The 14,325-nt window shown below is 46.9% G+C and carries 16 protein-coding genes and 8 tRNA genes; 4 read left to right on the top strand and 20 right to left on the bottom strand.

The window, feature by feature from the left end:
- Positions 1–150 precede the first annotated feature (150 nt).
- From AB4Z29_RS19135 to AB4Z29_RS19090, 10 genes are all read right to left on the bottom strand, one after another.
- Positions 151–235: transfer RNA gene (locus tag AB4Z29_RS19135), tRNA-Leu, on the bottom strand.
- 51 nt (positions 236–286) lie between these two features.
- A tRNA-Lys gene (locus AB4Z29_RS19130) sits at positions 287–362 on the bottom strand.
- A gap of 51 nt (positions 363–413) precedes the next feature.
- Positions 414–488, bottom strand: a tRNA-Glu gene (locus AB4Z29_RS19125).
- 105 nt (positions 489–593) lie between these two features.
- Positions 594–911 (bottom strand): hypothetical protein, encoded by a 318-nt coding sequence (locus AB4Z29_RS19120; RefSeq protein WP_183559217.1) that lies wholly within the window; start codon positions 909–911, stop codon positions 594–596.
- 181 nt (positions 912–1,092) lie between these two features.
- A tRNA-Leu gene (locus AB4Z29_RS19115) sits at positions 1,093–1,177 on the bottom strand.
- Between the two features lie 52 nt (positions 1,178–1,229).
- Positions 1,230–1,305, bottom strand: a tRNA-Lys gene (locus AB4Z29_RS19110).
- A gap of 50 nt (positions 1,306–1,355) precedes the next feature.
- Positions 1,356–1,430, bottom strand: a tRNA-Glu gene (locus AB4Z29_RS19105).
- 105 nt (positions 1,431–1,535) lie between these two features.
- Positions 1,536–1,626, bottom strand: a tRNA-Ser gene (locus tag AB4Z29_RS19100).
- A 5-nt stretch (positions 1,627–1,631) separates the two neighbouring features.
- A tRNA-Asn gene (locus tag AB4Z29_RS19095) sits at positions 1,632–1,707 on the bottom strand.
- Positions 1,708–1,734: 27 nt separating this feature from the next.
- The gene (locus AB4Z29_RS19090) at positions 1,735–2,214 is read right to left on the bottom strand and encodes a SprT family protein (RefSeq protein ID WP_441944605.1); all 480 of its coding nucleotides are present in this window, start codon (positions 2,212–2,214) and stop codon (positions 1,735–1,737) included.
- Positions 2,215–2,335: 121 nt separating this feature from the next.
- Between AB4Z29_RS19090 and AB4Z29_RS19085 the strand changes: the two genes are divergently transcribed.
- Both AB4Z29_RS19085 and cmpA read left to right on the top strand, forming a co-directional pair.
- On the top strand, positions 2,336–2,698 hold the full coding sequence (locus AB4Z29_RS19085; RefSeq protein ID WP_441944604.1) for a hydrolase/acyltransferase: 363 nt from the start codon (positions 2,336–2,338) through the stop codon (positions 2,696–2,698).
- A gap of 78 nt (positions 2,699–2,776) precedes the next feature.
- Positions 2,777–2,920: a cortex morphogenetic protein CmpA gene (cmpA, locus tag AB4Z29_RS19080; RefSeq protein WP_441944603.1), complete on the top strand. Its 144-nt coding sequence runs from the start codon at positions 2,777–2,779 to the stop codon at positions 2,918–2,920.
- 180 nt (positions 2,921–3,100) lie between these two features.
- Here the strand turns inward: cmpA and AB4Z29_RS19075 are convergent, their stop codons facing one another.
- From AB4Z29_RS19075 to AB4Z29_RS19050, 6 genes are all read right to left on the bottom strand, one after another.
- Complete coding sequence (locus AB4Z29_RS19075; protein WP_441944602.1) at positions 3,101–3,781, bottom strand: nitroreductase family protein; 681 nt, start codon at positions 3,779–3,781, stop codon at positions 3,101–3,103.
- A gap of 181 nt (positions 3,782–3,962) precedes the next feature.
- The gene (locus AB4Z29_RS19070; RefSeq protein WP_441944601.1) at positions 3,963–4,415 is read right to left on the bottom strand and encodes an RrF2 family transcriptional regulator; all 453 of its coding nucleotides are present in this window, start codon (positions 4,413–4,415) and stop codon (positions 3,963–3,965) included.
- Positions 4,416–4,509: 94 nt separating this feature from the next.
- A complete protein-coding gene (locus AB4Z29_RS19065) occupies positions 4,510–6,768 on the bottom strand; it encodes a Tex family protein (RefSeq protein WP_441944600.1) in 2,259 nt (752 codons plus the stop codon).
- A 22-nt stretch (positions 6,769–6,790) separates the two neighbouring features.
- Positions 6,791–7,456 (bottom strand): MBL fold metallo-hydrolase, encoded by a 666-nt coding sequence (locus AB4Z29_RS19060; protein WP_441944599.1) that lies wholly within the window; start codon positions 7,454–7,456, stop codon positions 6,791–6,793.
- Positions 7,457–7,463: 7 nt separating this feature from the next.
- Positions 7,464–8,030, bottom strand: a complete 567-nt coding sequence (locus AB4Z29_RS19055) for a thioredoxin family protein (RefSeq protein WP_441944598.1) — start codon at positions 8,028–8,030, stop codon at positions 7,464–7,466.
- 64 nt (positions 8,031–8,094) lie between these two features.
- Positions 8,095–8,703 (bottom strand): DedA family protein, encoded by a 609-nt coding sequence (locus AB4Z29_RS19050; RefSeq protein ID WP_441944682.1) that lies wholly within the window; start codon positions 8,701–8,703, stop codon positions 8,095–8,097.
- A 158-nt stretch (positions 8,704–8,861) separates the two neighbouring features.
- Here AB4Z29_RS19050 and AB4Z29_RS19045 point away from each other — a divergent pair, with 158 nt between their 5' ends.
- Both AB4Z29_RS19045 and AB4Z29_RS19040 read left to right on the top strand, forming a co-directional pair.
- Complete coding sequence (locus AB4Z29_RS19045; RefSeq protein WP_441944597.1) at positions 8,862–9,311, top strand: cupredoxin domain-containing protein; 450 nt, start codon at positions 8,862–8,864, stop codon at positions 9,309–9,311.
- An 81-nt stretch (positions 9,312–9,392) separates the two neighbouring features.
- Complete coding sequence (locus AB4Z29_RS19040; protein ID WP_441944596.1) at positions 9,393–9,704, top strand: dehydrogenase; 312 nt, start codon at positions 9,393–9,395, stop codon at positions 9,702–9,704.
- Positions 9,705–9,765: 61 nt separating this feature from the next.
- On the opposite strand, the gene AB4Z29_RS19035 is transcribed toward AB4Z29_RS19040, so the two are convergent.
- The 4 genes from AB4Z29_RS19035 to cls form a co-directional block, all read right to left on the bottom strand.
- Positions 9,766–12,093: a YcdB/YcdC domain-containing protein gene (locus tag AB4Z29_RS19035; RefSeq protein WP_441944595.1), complete on the bottom strand. Its 2,328-nt coding sequence runs from the start codon at positions 12,091–12,093 to the stop codon at positions 9,766–9,768.
- A 176-nt stretch (positions 12,094–12,269) separates the two neighbouring features.
- A complete protein-coding gene (locus AB4Z29_RS19030; RefSeq protein ID WP_441944594.1) occupies positions 12,270–12,455 on the bottom strand; it encodes an H-type small acid-soluble spore protein in 186 nt (61 codons plus the stop codon).
- Positions 12,456–12,505: 50 nt separating this feature from the next.
- Positions 12,506–12,688: a hypothetical protein gene (locus tag AB4Z29_RS19025; RefSeq protein ID WP_441944593.1), complete on the bottom strand. Its 183-nt coding sequence runs from the start codon at positions 12,686–12,688 to the stop codon at positions 12,506–12,508.
- Positions 12,689–12,784: 96 nt separating this feature from the next.
- Positions 12,785–14,209: a cardiolipin synthase gene (gene cls / locus AB4Z29_RS19020; protein WP_441944592.1), complete on the bottom strand. Its 1,425-nt coding sequence runs from the start codon at positions 14,207–14,209 to the stop codon at positions 12,785–12,787.
- Between the last annotated feature and the right edge of the window lie 116 nt (positions 14,210–14,325).

Genomic DNA, 14,325 nt, shown 5'->3' with positions numbered 1-14,325 from the left:
GCTGCCAAATGTATGCATAGTTTGTGTAAAAATAACGCTACTTTGCGGTATCCAAGCGATTATCGATATTATTTGACCACATCAGCGTGAAATCAGCATATCCACGCAAAAAAGCGACTCTATGGCTAGAGTCGCAATGTTTATAAAGTATGGTGCGGTAGACAGGATTTGAACCTGCACGTCCATTGGACACTACCCCCTCAAGATAGCGTGTCTGCCGTTCCACCACTACCGCACATTTAAATGTTGAAGGTTCCCTTACTCCCGCTCTTGCAAGCTGAGTAAATGGTGAGCCATGAAGGACTCGAACCTTCGACACCCTGATTAAAAGTCAGGTGCTCTACCAACTGAGCTAATGGCTCTCACTGTGACGTGATCCGAGCTCATTAGAGCTGATACACATTGAGGATTATTGGTGACCCGTAGGGGACTCGAACCCCTGTTACCTCCGTGAAAGGGAGGTGTCTTAACCACTTGACCAACGGGCCATTCTTACAGATAACAAATGTTATCCGAGACAACAAAAATGATTATATCAGCTATTCAACTGAAGTACAAGCATTATTTTTCAACTGTTATTCCAAGCAATTAGATTAAGCTTCAATCGTCTCCGCTTTAAATACGTTATCCAGTTTATCTTCAGGAGTAAGTCTCTTTTTTAGCGGAACTTTAACATCTCTTCCGAGCTCCTTGAAGAACGTTTCTACGTCGCATTCAATTTTATCAACATAAACGGACAATACGCCTTTTTCAATAATGGCTTCATTGCCTTCTGCGGGAACGGTAACTTCAATGGAATATTTTTTCATCAAGGTATTGCTGTATCTCCCAAAAATCTCAAGCAATTCCTCGTTATTAAATTTCCCAATCGCCGCTTGACCCTTGTTCGTAAAGTTTAAGTTTATTTTCATGTTTACAGCTCCTCATCTCTAATGATGCATCTGTTTGGACGGTTCGAGTAACTTATAACGAAAAAACCACTCTCTAGTCAGATTTTATGATCTGAATATAAAGTGGCATCACCTATCAGAAAAGTGCTCATGCAATGACACCCTCTAAGTTCACCTATATACATCGGCAAGAAGTAAGTTATGGTGCGGTAGACAGGATTTGAACCTGCACGTCCATGGGACACTACCCCCTCAAGATAGCGTGTCTGCCGTTCCACCACTACCGCACATTTATATGTTGTTATCCTTCACTCACATTCGCTTAGTTGTACTAAGAAATGGTGAGCCATGAAGGACTCGAACCTTCGACACCCTGATTAAAAGTCAGGTGCTCTACCAACTGAGCTAATGGCTCTCGCTGTTATTTGCACTTGAACCCCTTAGAGCTCGTACACTTTGCAAAATTGGTGACCCGTAGGGGACTCGAACCCCTGTTACCTCCGTGAAAGGGAGGTGTCTTAACCACTTGACCAACGGGCCATTTATTCATTACTTTAATGCCATTACACAAAACCTGCAGCCTATGTGGCAAATAAAAAAGACCGGATGAACGGTCCTGCCGTTGCAAACTAATGTGAAAAATGGTGGCGGAGAGAGAGGGATTCGAACCCTCGCACCACTTACGCAGTCTAACCCCTTAGCAGAGGGTCCCCTTGAGCCACTTGGGTATCTCTCCAAATCTGGCTCCCCGAACAGGACTCGAACCTGTGACAACTCGATTAACAGTCGAGTGCTCTACCAACTGAGCTATCAGGGAAAAGTAAAAGTGACAAGTAATAATATATCATGTAGCATTTTGATTGTCAATCACTTTAAGCTTTAATTTTCCGCGGCATTTCCCGCAAGCGTATTTGGATGGATCAATCTTTCTCTTCCGCAAATACTCCATCCCGCATTTGATGCATACGAGCTTGTATCGAAACGGCTGCTGCTTCCGTTGTGCCCGTTCAGGAAGCGTCTGACAGTATCTAGAGCCCCCAACGTGAGCCAGCAAGGTTTTAAAATCCGGATCTCTATGCTGGTAGCCCCGCTTCATAATATGCAAATGATAATGGCATAGCTCATGCTTAATGATTTTTTCTGTTTCCTCGTGCCCGAATGCAACAAGCTGATGCGGACTGATCTCAATATTGTGCGAGCGCGTAAAGTAACGTCCGCCCGTTGCCTTCAAGCGGGCATTAAACGTCGCGTTATGCAGAAAAGGACGTCCGAAATAGGTGATCGATACTTGCTCAACCCATTGCTGCAAAGCCTCATTGTTCATCGATTATTCTCCCCCAACTACTTGAATTTTAAAGCCGTGATAGGCTACACTGTCAAGTAGGAATTATTAAATATGTCATAAATACGTACGGATGCATACCGAGGGGAGAACAACAACTATTATGGCAACGATGCGCTATGTCTTATTGAAACAAGAGGATACCGTTCTTTTTGTGGAAATGCCCGAATCGCACGCTTACCAGCTAAGCGCGCTTAACCTTCGTCTTCATAAGGAAATCGACAAGCTGACGGCTGAGCATGTTCCGGTCTTGCCTTACGCGATTGCGGAATGCAGCAATGTCGAGCTTCATGATTCGTCAATCCAAATTGTTTCCGGGCTTGATTACATTAATGGACTGGAGAAGGATTTTGCCGGCGTGCAAGAAAAGTCGTATCCGCTCATTTCGCTGCTGACAGAAATACGCGCTTTGCAGGCGCAACTCGAACAGTGGTATGAGGAGTACGAAGAGGAACAGAGCATTTAGGTTGGACCTGCACGGACACTCGCCCTCCCCCATATTGTAGTATTACAACAAGTTAGGCCCGGGAGGAGGACGATACGTATGCCACAGTGGCTGTGCAATCAACTCATGCGCGCTTTCCAGAAAAAGGATCGCAGACAAATAAAGCTGCTTAATGACTGCTGGTATTTCTACCGTAATAAACAAAGTCCGAAGGAAATCAGCAACGGCATCGAGATCCAATAAAGATCCATTTGAAGCACATAACTGCATACGATTCCTGTCATGAAGCAAGGGTATATGCGTCTGCAGTAAATATAAGTGAAGTTATACATGTGAGCGAATAACTGCTTATATTGTCAAAGCAAAACCGGCCTCAGCGCAATCGCTGGGCCGGTTTTTGTTTGCATAGCTCCTCTTGCAGCATTAAGCTTTGAAGGCGTTGTATGAAACGATGTCTTCAAGCGGCAAACGCGTCGTTGGATGTCCAGCAGCCGCAGCTTTTCCGATTGGCAGTACCAAGGTTGGCACGTAACGGTCCGAGATGTTGAACAGCTCTTTCAATTGATCCTTATTGTAACCGCCCATAGGAACCGTATCGTAGCCTTTAGCGCGTGCAGTAAGCATAATTTGCATAGCGACAAGGCCCGTATCGAAAATAACAATATCCTTCAAGCGCTCAGCAGGCAAGCTCGAGTACATGTTGGTGGAGTTCGTGATAAAGTTGTTCGCCACTTCTTCTGTCATGTAACCTGCTTTTACTGCAGCTCCGTATATTTGTTCAGATAAAGAGTACATTTCCGTATCCGCCAAGATCACAACAATCGCCGAAGCTTCTACGACCTGCTGTTGATTAAATGCGATCGGAAGAAGCTTTTGCTTAAGCTCAGCATCTGTAATGACAAGGAAGCGCCAAGGCTGCATGTTCGAGCCTGATGGGGCTTTTGTTGCGATTTCCAGAATCTCATTAATTTCAGCATCTGAAATAACTACGCTGCTATCGTATTTACGAACGGAACGACGCTCGTCAAGCACGGTATAAAAAGCAGGAGCTGTACCATCATTATTTTGAGCATTTACTTGTGAAGCTGTTTGCGTGTTAGACATTGGGTTTCCCTCCAAAGGATTATTTTTATCTGTGCATCAGTTTACTCAGTTATTCTCAAAAATAATACTGTGTCTGTTGCTGCACAGTAAACAGCGGAATGAACTGTAACATTTACATACACAGTATACGTTGCTCAATACGAATTTGTCAATTAGGTGAATTTGTGAAATTTTCATTGATCTAAGAAGAGTGAAGCAGCGTTCTCTGCGCAAGCTGGGCAATGGTATGCTGCTGCAACGTTTCAAGGGTCTTTTCTTCAACTTCCTTTGCAATGTCAACGAATGCAGACTGCATATGCGCATTCGAATCCCTGCAGCCAATGGTGTCCAACATGCCGCTGCATAGCGGTTCCCCTACTTTAAGAGCTCTATAAACATCTGCAAGCGTAATAAGCTCTGGAGGTCGCTTTAGCCGGTATCCTCCGTCACGGCCTTCCCGCGTTTCAATGAGCTGTGCGGCCGCCAGCTTCGCCAGAACTTTGCGCAGCAGCGTAGCTTCTGACTCCAACCGGTCGGCAATCGCCGCGCTCGGGTATACTTCTGATTTACGCGAAAGAACGACGAGTGCTTGCAGTGCCAGCCCAAACCATTTGGGCTGTGCCGAGCTAGTTAACCGGTCTACTTTCATAGTCATCTCACTCCTCTTGTGGGGTAGTTTGGGATGCCCATGTATTCCTTAAAGTATAAAGGGTTTGCCAGCAATCAGGCAAACCCTTTATATGGCTTTGTTAGTTAGGCTTGCGCATGGTTAAGCTTACGCGGCCTTTTTTGAGATCCACACTAAGCACCCACACCGTAACCGTATCACCGACGGATACGACGTCCATCGGCCTTTTGACAAACTTATCGCTCAATTGCGAAATATGGACTAGCCCATCGTTTTTAATGCCGATATCCACAAAAGCGCCAAAGTCGATGACATTGCGCACCGTTCCATGCAGCTCCATCCCTGGGGACAAATCCTCGATGTTCAGCACGTCCGTGTGGAAAATCGGTGGAGGCAGCTCCTCACGCGGGTCACGGCCTGGCCGAAGCAAGCTGTCCATGATGTCGCGTAGCGTCGGAACACCCACGCCAAGCGTAGGGGCAATGCGGTCCGCGTCCAGCTCCGCGAGCTTAGCTTTCAGCTCATCAGAGCCAAGCTGCTTCAGCTTAAGACCGAGCTCATTAAACAGCTTGTCTACCACCTCATACGATTCCGGATGGATAGGCGTACTGTCTAACGGATTGACAGGCTCCGCAATTCTTAAGAAGCCTATGCATTGCTCATAGGACTTGGCGCCAAGCCTAGGCACCTTTTGCAATTGATTTCGCTTCACGAATCGACCGTTCTCATCGCGGTACTTTACGATGTTTTTGGCGATTGTCGCATTAATGCCAGCTACATAGGAGAGCAGCGACGCTGATGCCGTATTGACATCAACGCCAACATGGTTGACCGCAGACTCGACTACGCCGCCCAGCGTTTCATCCAAGCGCTTCTGGCTAACGTCATGCTGGTATTGGCCGACTCCGATTGCCTTCGGCTCGATCTTCACAAGCTCAGCGAGCGGGTCCTGCAGCCTTCGTGCAATCGAAACCGCGCTCCGCTCCGCCACGTCAAGTGACGGAAATTCCTCTTGTGCAAGCTTAGAGGCTGAATACACGCTTGCTCCCGCTTCATTTACGATGATATATTTCAGCTCTGGACCGCCTGCTCCCGCTGCTTTGCGCTTGCCAATCAAGGTTGCGATAAACTGCTCGGTCTCGCGGGACGCGGTGCCATTTCCGATTACGATCAGCTCTACCTTGTACTTGTCAATTAATCCGTTAATCAATTTTTCTGCTTCAGCTACCTTATTGTTAGGAGGCGTAGGGTACGATACGGCAACCTCCAGCAGCTTGCCAATGTCGTCAATGACCGCAAGCTTGCAGCCCGTCCGAAAAGCGGGATCGACGCCTAGTACGACGTTTCCTCGAACCGGCGGCTGCAGAAGCAAATTGCGCAGGTTCTCGGAGAAAATCGAAATCGCATGCTCCTCTGCCTTCTCGGTCAGCTCACCGCGCACCTCCCGTTCGATAGAAGGCGAGATAAGTCGTTTATAGGAGTCTTCAATAACAGCCGTTAGAACGTCACGTACGCCTTGTGCGATGCCGTTGCGGAGCAGCCTCCGCTGGATATGCTCATGGATGCGCTCCGATTGCAATTCAAAGTTTACGCGAAGCACGTCCTCGCGCTCTGCGCGGTTAATCGCCAGCACCCTGTGAGGTGGTAGCTTGCGTACCGGCTCCTGATAGCTGTAATACATTTCGTAAACCGTTTCCTCGGAGGGATTTTTGGCATCGGTTTTGAGCAGGGCTTGATCGAAGGTGAACTTTCTGACCCAGGCTCTTATTGACGCATCATCAGCAATGTTCTCTGCAAGGATGTCCATTGCGCCGTTAAGCGCATCTTGAGCCGTAGGCACGCTCTTCTCCTCATTCACGTAACGAGCTGCTTCCGCGAGCGGATCACCACTGCGTGGCTGGGACCATAGCCAATCCGCCAGCGGCTCGAGACCTTTCTCCTTTGCCACGCTTGCTCTTGTTTTACGTTTTTGCCGATAAGGCCGGTAGAGATCCTCGATCTCCTGCAGCTTCACTGATTTGTTGATATCAGCGCGGAGAGTGTCCGTCAGCTTGCCTTGCTCATCAATCAATCGAATGACCTCGCGCTTGCGTTCCTCAAGGTTCCGCATATACTGCAGCTTCTCTTCAATGGACCGCAGGTCATTTTCATCGAGCTCGCCTGTCATTTCCTTGCGGTAACGTGCGATGAACGGTATCGTATTGCCTTCATCTAACAGGCTGACCGCCGATTTCACTTTGCTGGCGGGAATCGCTAGCTGTGCGGCAATACCGGCTATGATACGTTGACTCTCAGCCGTCTTTTGCTCCGTTGTCAGCTTCTGCTTCCCTGCTCCGTTTTCAGCATCCTCTATATATGGCTGAACCTTCGTATCTGTCAAACCTCATGCCCCTTCCTATCCATCATGCTCCCGTATAAGGGTTATTGGCCATTTCGAAGCCAATGGTAGTACGTCCGCCATGCCCTGGATACACGATAACCTCCGGGCTTAGCTTATATAGCTTCAAGCGAATGGAATCATATAAATCCCTCTCGCGTCCACCCGGCAGGTCTGTACGGCCTACAGACATCTTGAACAGCACATCTCCTGAGAAAAGATGGTTATCGCAGAGAAAGCTGACGCTTCCCGGCGAATGCCCAGGCGTATGCATGACTCGGAAGGATAAGCCGAGCAGCTTCAAGATTTGTCCCTCCGCAAGTGCATATTCGGCCGGATCGGTCGATAATGGAGGTGTAACGTCCTGCCATCGCATCGAACCGTTTTTGCGTGGATCTGTCAGCCAATCCGCTTCCAGATCATGTATGTAGACAGGACAGCCAGCCGCTTTGCGCAGCTCGTCTACTCCGCCCATATGGTCAAAGTGGGCATGTGTCAACAGAATGGCTTCTACCTGTACGCCTTCAAGCCGCTCAAGCAGCTTTTTGGGATTCATGCCCGGATCGATGACAATCGCCCGCTCCTTCGGTTTTTCGTTTTCATTTGCCGCAGGCTCGGTTACGGATATGAGATAAGCGTTGGTTTGGATCGGTCCAAGTGTGAAGGTTTCAATTCGCATCGTCGTTGTCATCGCGATCTTAGAATGACTCCAGCAAAGTGCGAAGCTCTTTCACAATAACGCTTTGGTAACCTGTACCTTCGCCATATCGGCGGCCAATTTCTTGCCTAGTCACAGCAAGATTGTCTTGGTAATCAGCCGCATCGCGATCCGGATTTTCTTTCTTGAATGCGACCATCGCTTCCTGAACATGCGTTGGGCGAGGGCCCCATTGACCAAGTACGGCTCCACCTGTATCAGCAATAATAACGACTGGTACCGAGCGTCCGCCCATTGTCAAAAATTGATCCATCGTATCCAAATGCTCCTCCATGATCAGAACCTCCGTTGGAACGCCGCTATTCTCAAGCGCTTTGAACACGACAGGGATGTTACGAACCACATCACCGCACCAATCTGCCATCAAAATCAATACGCGAAGATCATCGCGGTTGTTCAACGATTCGAAATACTCCTTATCGCTTTCATCGGACCAGACAAACTTCTCGGACCAATCCAGAAACTGCTCCTTGTTTTTAGTCATGCCGTCGATAAATTGCTGCGGGCTAATGCCTTTGCCCAGCTTATCTGCTATGCTCTTGCTCATCAGAATCCCTCTTTCATCTATTATTTAACGTTACGCAAAATAAAAAGTATGCTTACACTCTTCATTATACCGATTTACGGCGCGAGCGTACAAATTTGAATAACACGTAGACGATCAGCAATGCGATCGCAATCAGAATGGCCGGCTGGACATAAGGTGCCGCTTTTTCGTCGATTTTGTCCCAATTCTCGCCAAGCGATCTGCCCAAATAAACAAACAAAATGGACCACGGCAGAGATGCCAGCGCCGTGAGCAGCGTAAATAAGCCAAAGTTCATGCGCGCCATGCCCGCAGGAATCGAAATAACCTGTCTCATTACAGGAACAAAACGCGCGGTGAACACAATGCCCGCTCCGTATTTAATAAACCATTGTTCGGAAATATCAACATGCTTCTTTTTGATTTTAATGTACTTGCCGTACTTTTCAACAATTGGACGGCCGCCGTATCTGCCGATCCAGTACAAAATCCAGTTCTGACCGATCGCGCCGAGCGTTCCGAACAAAACCGCGCCCCAGAAGGAAATATCTCCTTTCCATACGAGATACCCGCCAAAGCCCAATACGATTTCACTTGGAATGACTTCAATTAAAAGTCCAATTAAAATACCGAAATAACCTAAACTCTCCACCCATTGCAGCACGCCATCCAATAATTCATGAATAAAATCCATTCCTGCTCTCAATCCGCCTTCCTTCTTCAAATAGGTCTTTCGCTTACGCTGAAGCTATTCTAACATACGATAAGGACAGCCTTCCACTTTTGTCATGTGCTGACAAGCCCATGCATAGACTAGCCTATAATGATACGAATGGATGAGGTGATCGTTTCATGGCCAAGGTTTTTATTGTAAGCAAGCGGCAAATTCAACTGTTTATCGTCGTCGCTGTCTTGATCATTTTGACAGGTGTCTACTTAAGCTGGGACCGTTCTCGAGAGGTTAACGCACAGCCTTCAGAGCCGCGTGTGTTCCAGCTGGTAACAGGCGAATACAGCACGACAACCGCAGACGGCAAGGAACTTGAGGTATATCGCTGGGACCCCGGTTCGATTGTCGTCAACAAAGGCGAGCCGGTAGAACTGCACATAACAGGCGTAAACGGAAATTCTCACCCGTTTGTTGTTGAAGGCCTTGGCATCCGCGGCGAGGTTTCGAAAGGAAAAACAACAATTGTCCGCTTTACCGCTGAAAAAGCCGGCACCTACCCGATTATTTGCCTCACCCATACCGATATGCGCCATGGCGGCCCGATGGTCGGATACATAACCGTTAACGATTAACAGACAATCCTGAACCGCTCCGCAGTGACCTACTCCTCCCAATCCGCATACATATGGGATAAAGAGAGGAGTCGGTTATCGATGAAAACAAATGCTCCCAAGCATAATGCCGGCTATCCGACCGCGCGTAAAATACGCAGGGCCTGCAGCAACGAGCTGTACCGAACCGTAAAGCGGATGAAGCTATGGATATCCAAAGAAAAAATGGATCAGGCAGAGGCAGTCTATTTCAAAAAAGTCATTCTTAATCTCAAGTGGATCGTTGAAAATGAAAGCAACCGCAAGGTGCAATCCGACTGGTGGGACGACAATGTCAGTGCGGAAATCGCGGAGCTATGGGAAGTTAACCGCGCTGAGCTCTGTGCAGCGTTCCGTGACGCTTATGGCGGCTGAATACGTAATAAAATAAACCTGGCTGCCGAATTGGCAGCCAGGTTTATTTGACTCAACATTTTTAAATAAGTGGGGTATCCAGCTTGTCCTGTAAGTTTGCGAGACGAATCAATAGTACGCTGGCCTGAGCTTTAGTCACGGGAGCATTTGGGTGAAACTTGCCTCCTGAGGACGTCAGCAATCCAAGTTTAATAGCGAGCGCAGCGGCCCCTTTATTTTGAATGGATGAAGCGTCTTTTAAAGAGGTGATGTCCTTATCCTTATTCATAAAAACCGATAGCTTATCGTAATCAAGCATTTGCACGAGCATTAATGAAAGCTGATCCCTCGTTAAGGTTTGCTCGAAAAATTCCGATTCCTCGTTTTTGTATACCTTCAGCCATTCTTGCTCATAAGTAAAAACAGGATAGTCATCTTCAGGCTCATCTTCTTCCAATCCACCAAAGTCCCTTTCAATATCAAATGGTAAAGATCCGTAATTATCACTATTGCCATGTACGACTCTTTCTAACATCGCTATCCAATCTCCGACGGTAATGGTGGAATCAGGATAGAGCTTTCCGTCTTCATCCGCCTCCAAAACACCATATTCGATCATCATTCCAAGCTGATTACTCGCCCAGTGCTTATCAATATCCGTTGGCTTGCTGATGGTCTCAATAACTGGAAGCTGCGTTTCATTATAAGCGAGCTCTAGCTCACCCGTTACTGCATTTACGATATGATCGTCGTTCGATTTATTAATAAGTGCTTCATAAACGAGCTTGACCGCAGTTTCGTTTTCTCCAGCAGCATCAGAAATTCTCTGATTTATATAAATCAAATCAGCACTAATCGCGTTCTGTAGCACACTGAGCGCTTTATCCTGAGTTACATTTTGCTTGAGAGTGCTTATTTTCTTCTCCAATTTCTCGGGGTCCACATACGATCGAATATACTCCCATAAATAGCCATCCCCATCCATCGTTACCCTCGCGTAGCTATCTCCAACAGGCGCACCGTTGTATACTTGGTTGAAATAAAAGGTATAAAAGGTTTGTCCATTATCCGTATACACGAAGACGTCGCTCTCTATTCGCAAATATTTGGCCGCATCTAGAAATACACCTGTCACAAGATCAATCGCCTTCTGCTTCGCGGTCTGCATCGAAATACTCGGCTGCTTCGCAGCGAGTTCAGTATCGTTTTCACTTTCTCTAATATTCGAATAGAATGCAAGCAGCTGCCCTGTCTCTGCGTCTACCGCTGCAGTCATTTCTTTTTGCAATGCAGCCTCCTTTTGCAATTGCCAATTTAACTCCCACACCGAATGGTCGCCACCATACCATTCATCCTGATAGGCAGCATTGCCACGCGTTGCATCAGGCGGAATACTTATCCTTGACAAAATAGCCGCTAAAGCTTGATCTTCGGATAATGTCCCGCTCTCGGGCTGTTTAAATGGCGAAGCCGACGATTTCAACTCAGAGTATATGATTTTTCCCTCCGTGTTTCCGTTGCTCCAACGCCCTAGCTTTTCGCCTGTTCTAGCATCTATATAGGGAGCTGCATTGCTCTTATCCCCATAAGCCATACGGTAGTCGCTTTTTAGCGGATTGTCGTAATTATAATTCTCATCATAAGTTGGTATATAAAACAATTCGAGCTCCACTTCATCTTTAAATTTGTCTTCCGCCTGCTGCTTCGTTACTCTCAAATCCGGCTTCGGATAGACGGCATCGGTAAGATAGGCGCTAAATGCAACCACATCGCCATTACCATTAATAATGACGTTAACACTCTCTTCATCGGAAGAAAATCCGTTAATAACCAAATGATAATTCAAAGAATAATAAGCCGGATAAAATAAAGATGATTTGCTAAACTGCGTATCCTCCGACTCAAGAATCAGATCGGATTCTTTTATGCCTGGTATCATTTTAGCTATAAAATGCTTTGCCTTCCCATCTGCATGCTCCAGTGTCGCTTTTAGAGGATAGATTGATTTGGCTGCAGCATGCAACGTGTTAAAATAGTCGATAATTTGACCGTTCAAAGCGTTCACCTGAACTGAAGTCACATATTGATTTGAAGTCGAGCTCTGCTTCCAATTGATGTTCCATTTAGGCTTGGTTTCATCCTCTTCATCGAGCTTGACCGATAATTCGTTTTCCCCTGCTTCCAGCAATCCTGGAAATAGCTTGGCTGTACGTTGAAGAGCTTGCTCCTCCGAAATGAGCTTCTTATTCTGGACTGCCTCCTCCTGCTCCGTGTATGCTTCCTCTCCCGCGGCAAAAGACGACTGTGAGAATATCGTACCGTTCAGTAATCCCAGTAAAATGGCAAACCCAACCATCCCTTTAATCCATTTGGAGCTTGTTATCCGCTGACCTTGCCCTTGTTTGTTCAAACCTATCACCCTCTCTTCTACCAATCATCTTGCTTGTCCTTACACATTATGAAAATATAATTCCCTGATTCATTCTAGGATAAAATTTCATTTTTTTCCATACAAAAATAACCATATGAACTCATGCTGCGGGCATGAACTCATACGGTTACTTAGACGCTTTTTGCTTTTAAAGCTTACTTCTCGATTTCCTTCAGCCGGTCACATGAAACCGTTTTTGTATGGATCGGGTTATTACCGACCGTTACAGTTACCATGCCGTTCGCCACATCGACATTTTCGATCCAGACAGAATCTGCATCGAGCTGGACGGCAATGGTCTGATCCGAATCATATATTTGCTTAGCGCGTGCCGTATCCATCAGAAGCATTTCCTCCTTTTCCATCTATTAGCTACAGAGTCTTTGTTCTGTTATTTGTCTTCCGGCTCCATCGTGTCCGTCGTTGACTCATCAATTAGGCCGTTCTGCATTGTAACATTTCCTCCGCCAAGTCCTTCATTGACCATTCTGTCAATGTCCATAAAATAATCATCGCGCCCCTCATGCTTCGGGTCCGACGCCGCTTGCTTTTCATTATTGCCCGCTTCGGTCATAGTTCTACCCTCCCACGCATCGCTTCATTTTCTTGAATGGCTCTTTCACAGCCATCTCGAAAAATATGCCCGAAAATACGCAATGCCATTCATCATTCATAACAAAGGCGATAGCATATGAAGCAAGGATTCCGCCATTTTCTGACCTTTTGGCCGTCTGGAGAAGGACTCGCGTTCCAGCTCGCAGCTGTGCTTTAGATCCTCTATAAAGTCAGCCTCTAATCGATTGATCGTCTCTTTCTCGAAGAGAACGGCATTGAGCTCAAAATTGCTGAGCAAGCTCCTCAGGTCAACATTTGCCGTACCGACCGTAGCAAGCATATGATCGACAATCATCACCTTTGCATGAATGAAGCCCTTCTCATAGCGATAAACCTTGACGCCAGCATCAAGCATCTCCTGGAGGTAGGATAACGTTGCCAACAGTACGAGCTTCGAGTCGCCTACACCCGGAATTATTAAACGAACGTCAACCCCACCAAGGGCTGCCGTCCTTAGTGCCATTGTCAAGCTGGGGTCAGGTATGAAATACGGCGTCGTAATATAGATTCTTGAGGTCGCCGCTGCAATCCCTGCAAACATAACCTCAACGATTTGATGATTATGCTGTCCTGGCTTGCTTGATACAATCAACACGCGCTCCTTGCCGCAGTCTGGCAGCTTAGGCATATAGCGTGATCCCGCAAGCTCCTCTTTGGATGCAAAAGCCCAGTCATTCATAAAAACTTCCTGCAAATAGGCCACACAATTTCCTTCAAGCCGCAAATGTGTATCTCGCCAAAACCCGAGCTTCGGATCTTTGCCCAAATATTCATCTCCAATATTGATCCCGCCGACAAAGCCCACCTCACCATCGACAATTACGATTTTACGATGGTTGCGATAATTTAATTTCCGATCGAAAAAGGCTACCTTAGGCGGTAAAAAGCAGCTTGTCCGCACGCCTGACTGATGAAGCTCCTCGATATATGCTTGGCTTAAATGAAGGCTTCCTATGCCGTCATACACAATCCGAACTTCTACACCTGCCTTCGCTTTCCTAGTAAGCACCTTCAGAAAACGTCTGCCGATCTCATCGTCCCGAATCGTATAATAGTCCATATGTATGTGATGCTCTGCAAGCTCAAGCTGAGCTAGAATCGATTCAAAGGTACTCTCGCCGTTAGTCAGTACGCATGTTTTATTATTTGCTGTAACAGGAAACGATGCTAAGCCGCTAAGCTTGCGATATAGGTCCTCCTGCTTATTCATCTGCTCGTCTCTTCTCGCTATGGGTACTGCGGCTCTCTCTGTAAGCTGCTCAGCATACCGCAGCGTCACTTCTTTGAATTGCTGGATACGTCTGCGTCTAGCATAATCTTTGCCAAGTATGAGGTAAGCGATAAATCCGATAATCGGACATGCGAGAACAATGAGTAGCCAAGCGGTCAGCTGTACCGGGCGCCGATGCTCCATAACAAGCACAACTGCAACTTGCGTCACGTATACAGCAAGCGCAGCTGCGATCCATAGTGACCACATGGGGTTAACACCTCTTTCCTTCATCCGTGCAGGCTCTGACAGATTTGTCTAGTTTGAGCGGGTGGTTAGGAACGTATACAGCGAAAATAAAAAAAGCCCTCCGAAGTTTGAAATTC

The organism is Paenibacillus sp. 2TAB23, from assembly GCF_052115165.1.
GTDB lineage: Bacteria > Bacillota > Bacilli > Paenibacillales > Paenibacillaceae > Pristimantibacillus.
Note: the sequence above shows the minus strand (reverse complement) of the source record. Positions and strands in the feature narration are given on the sequence as shown.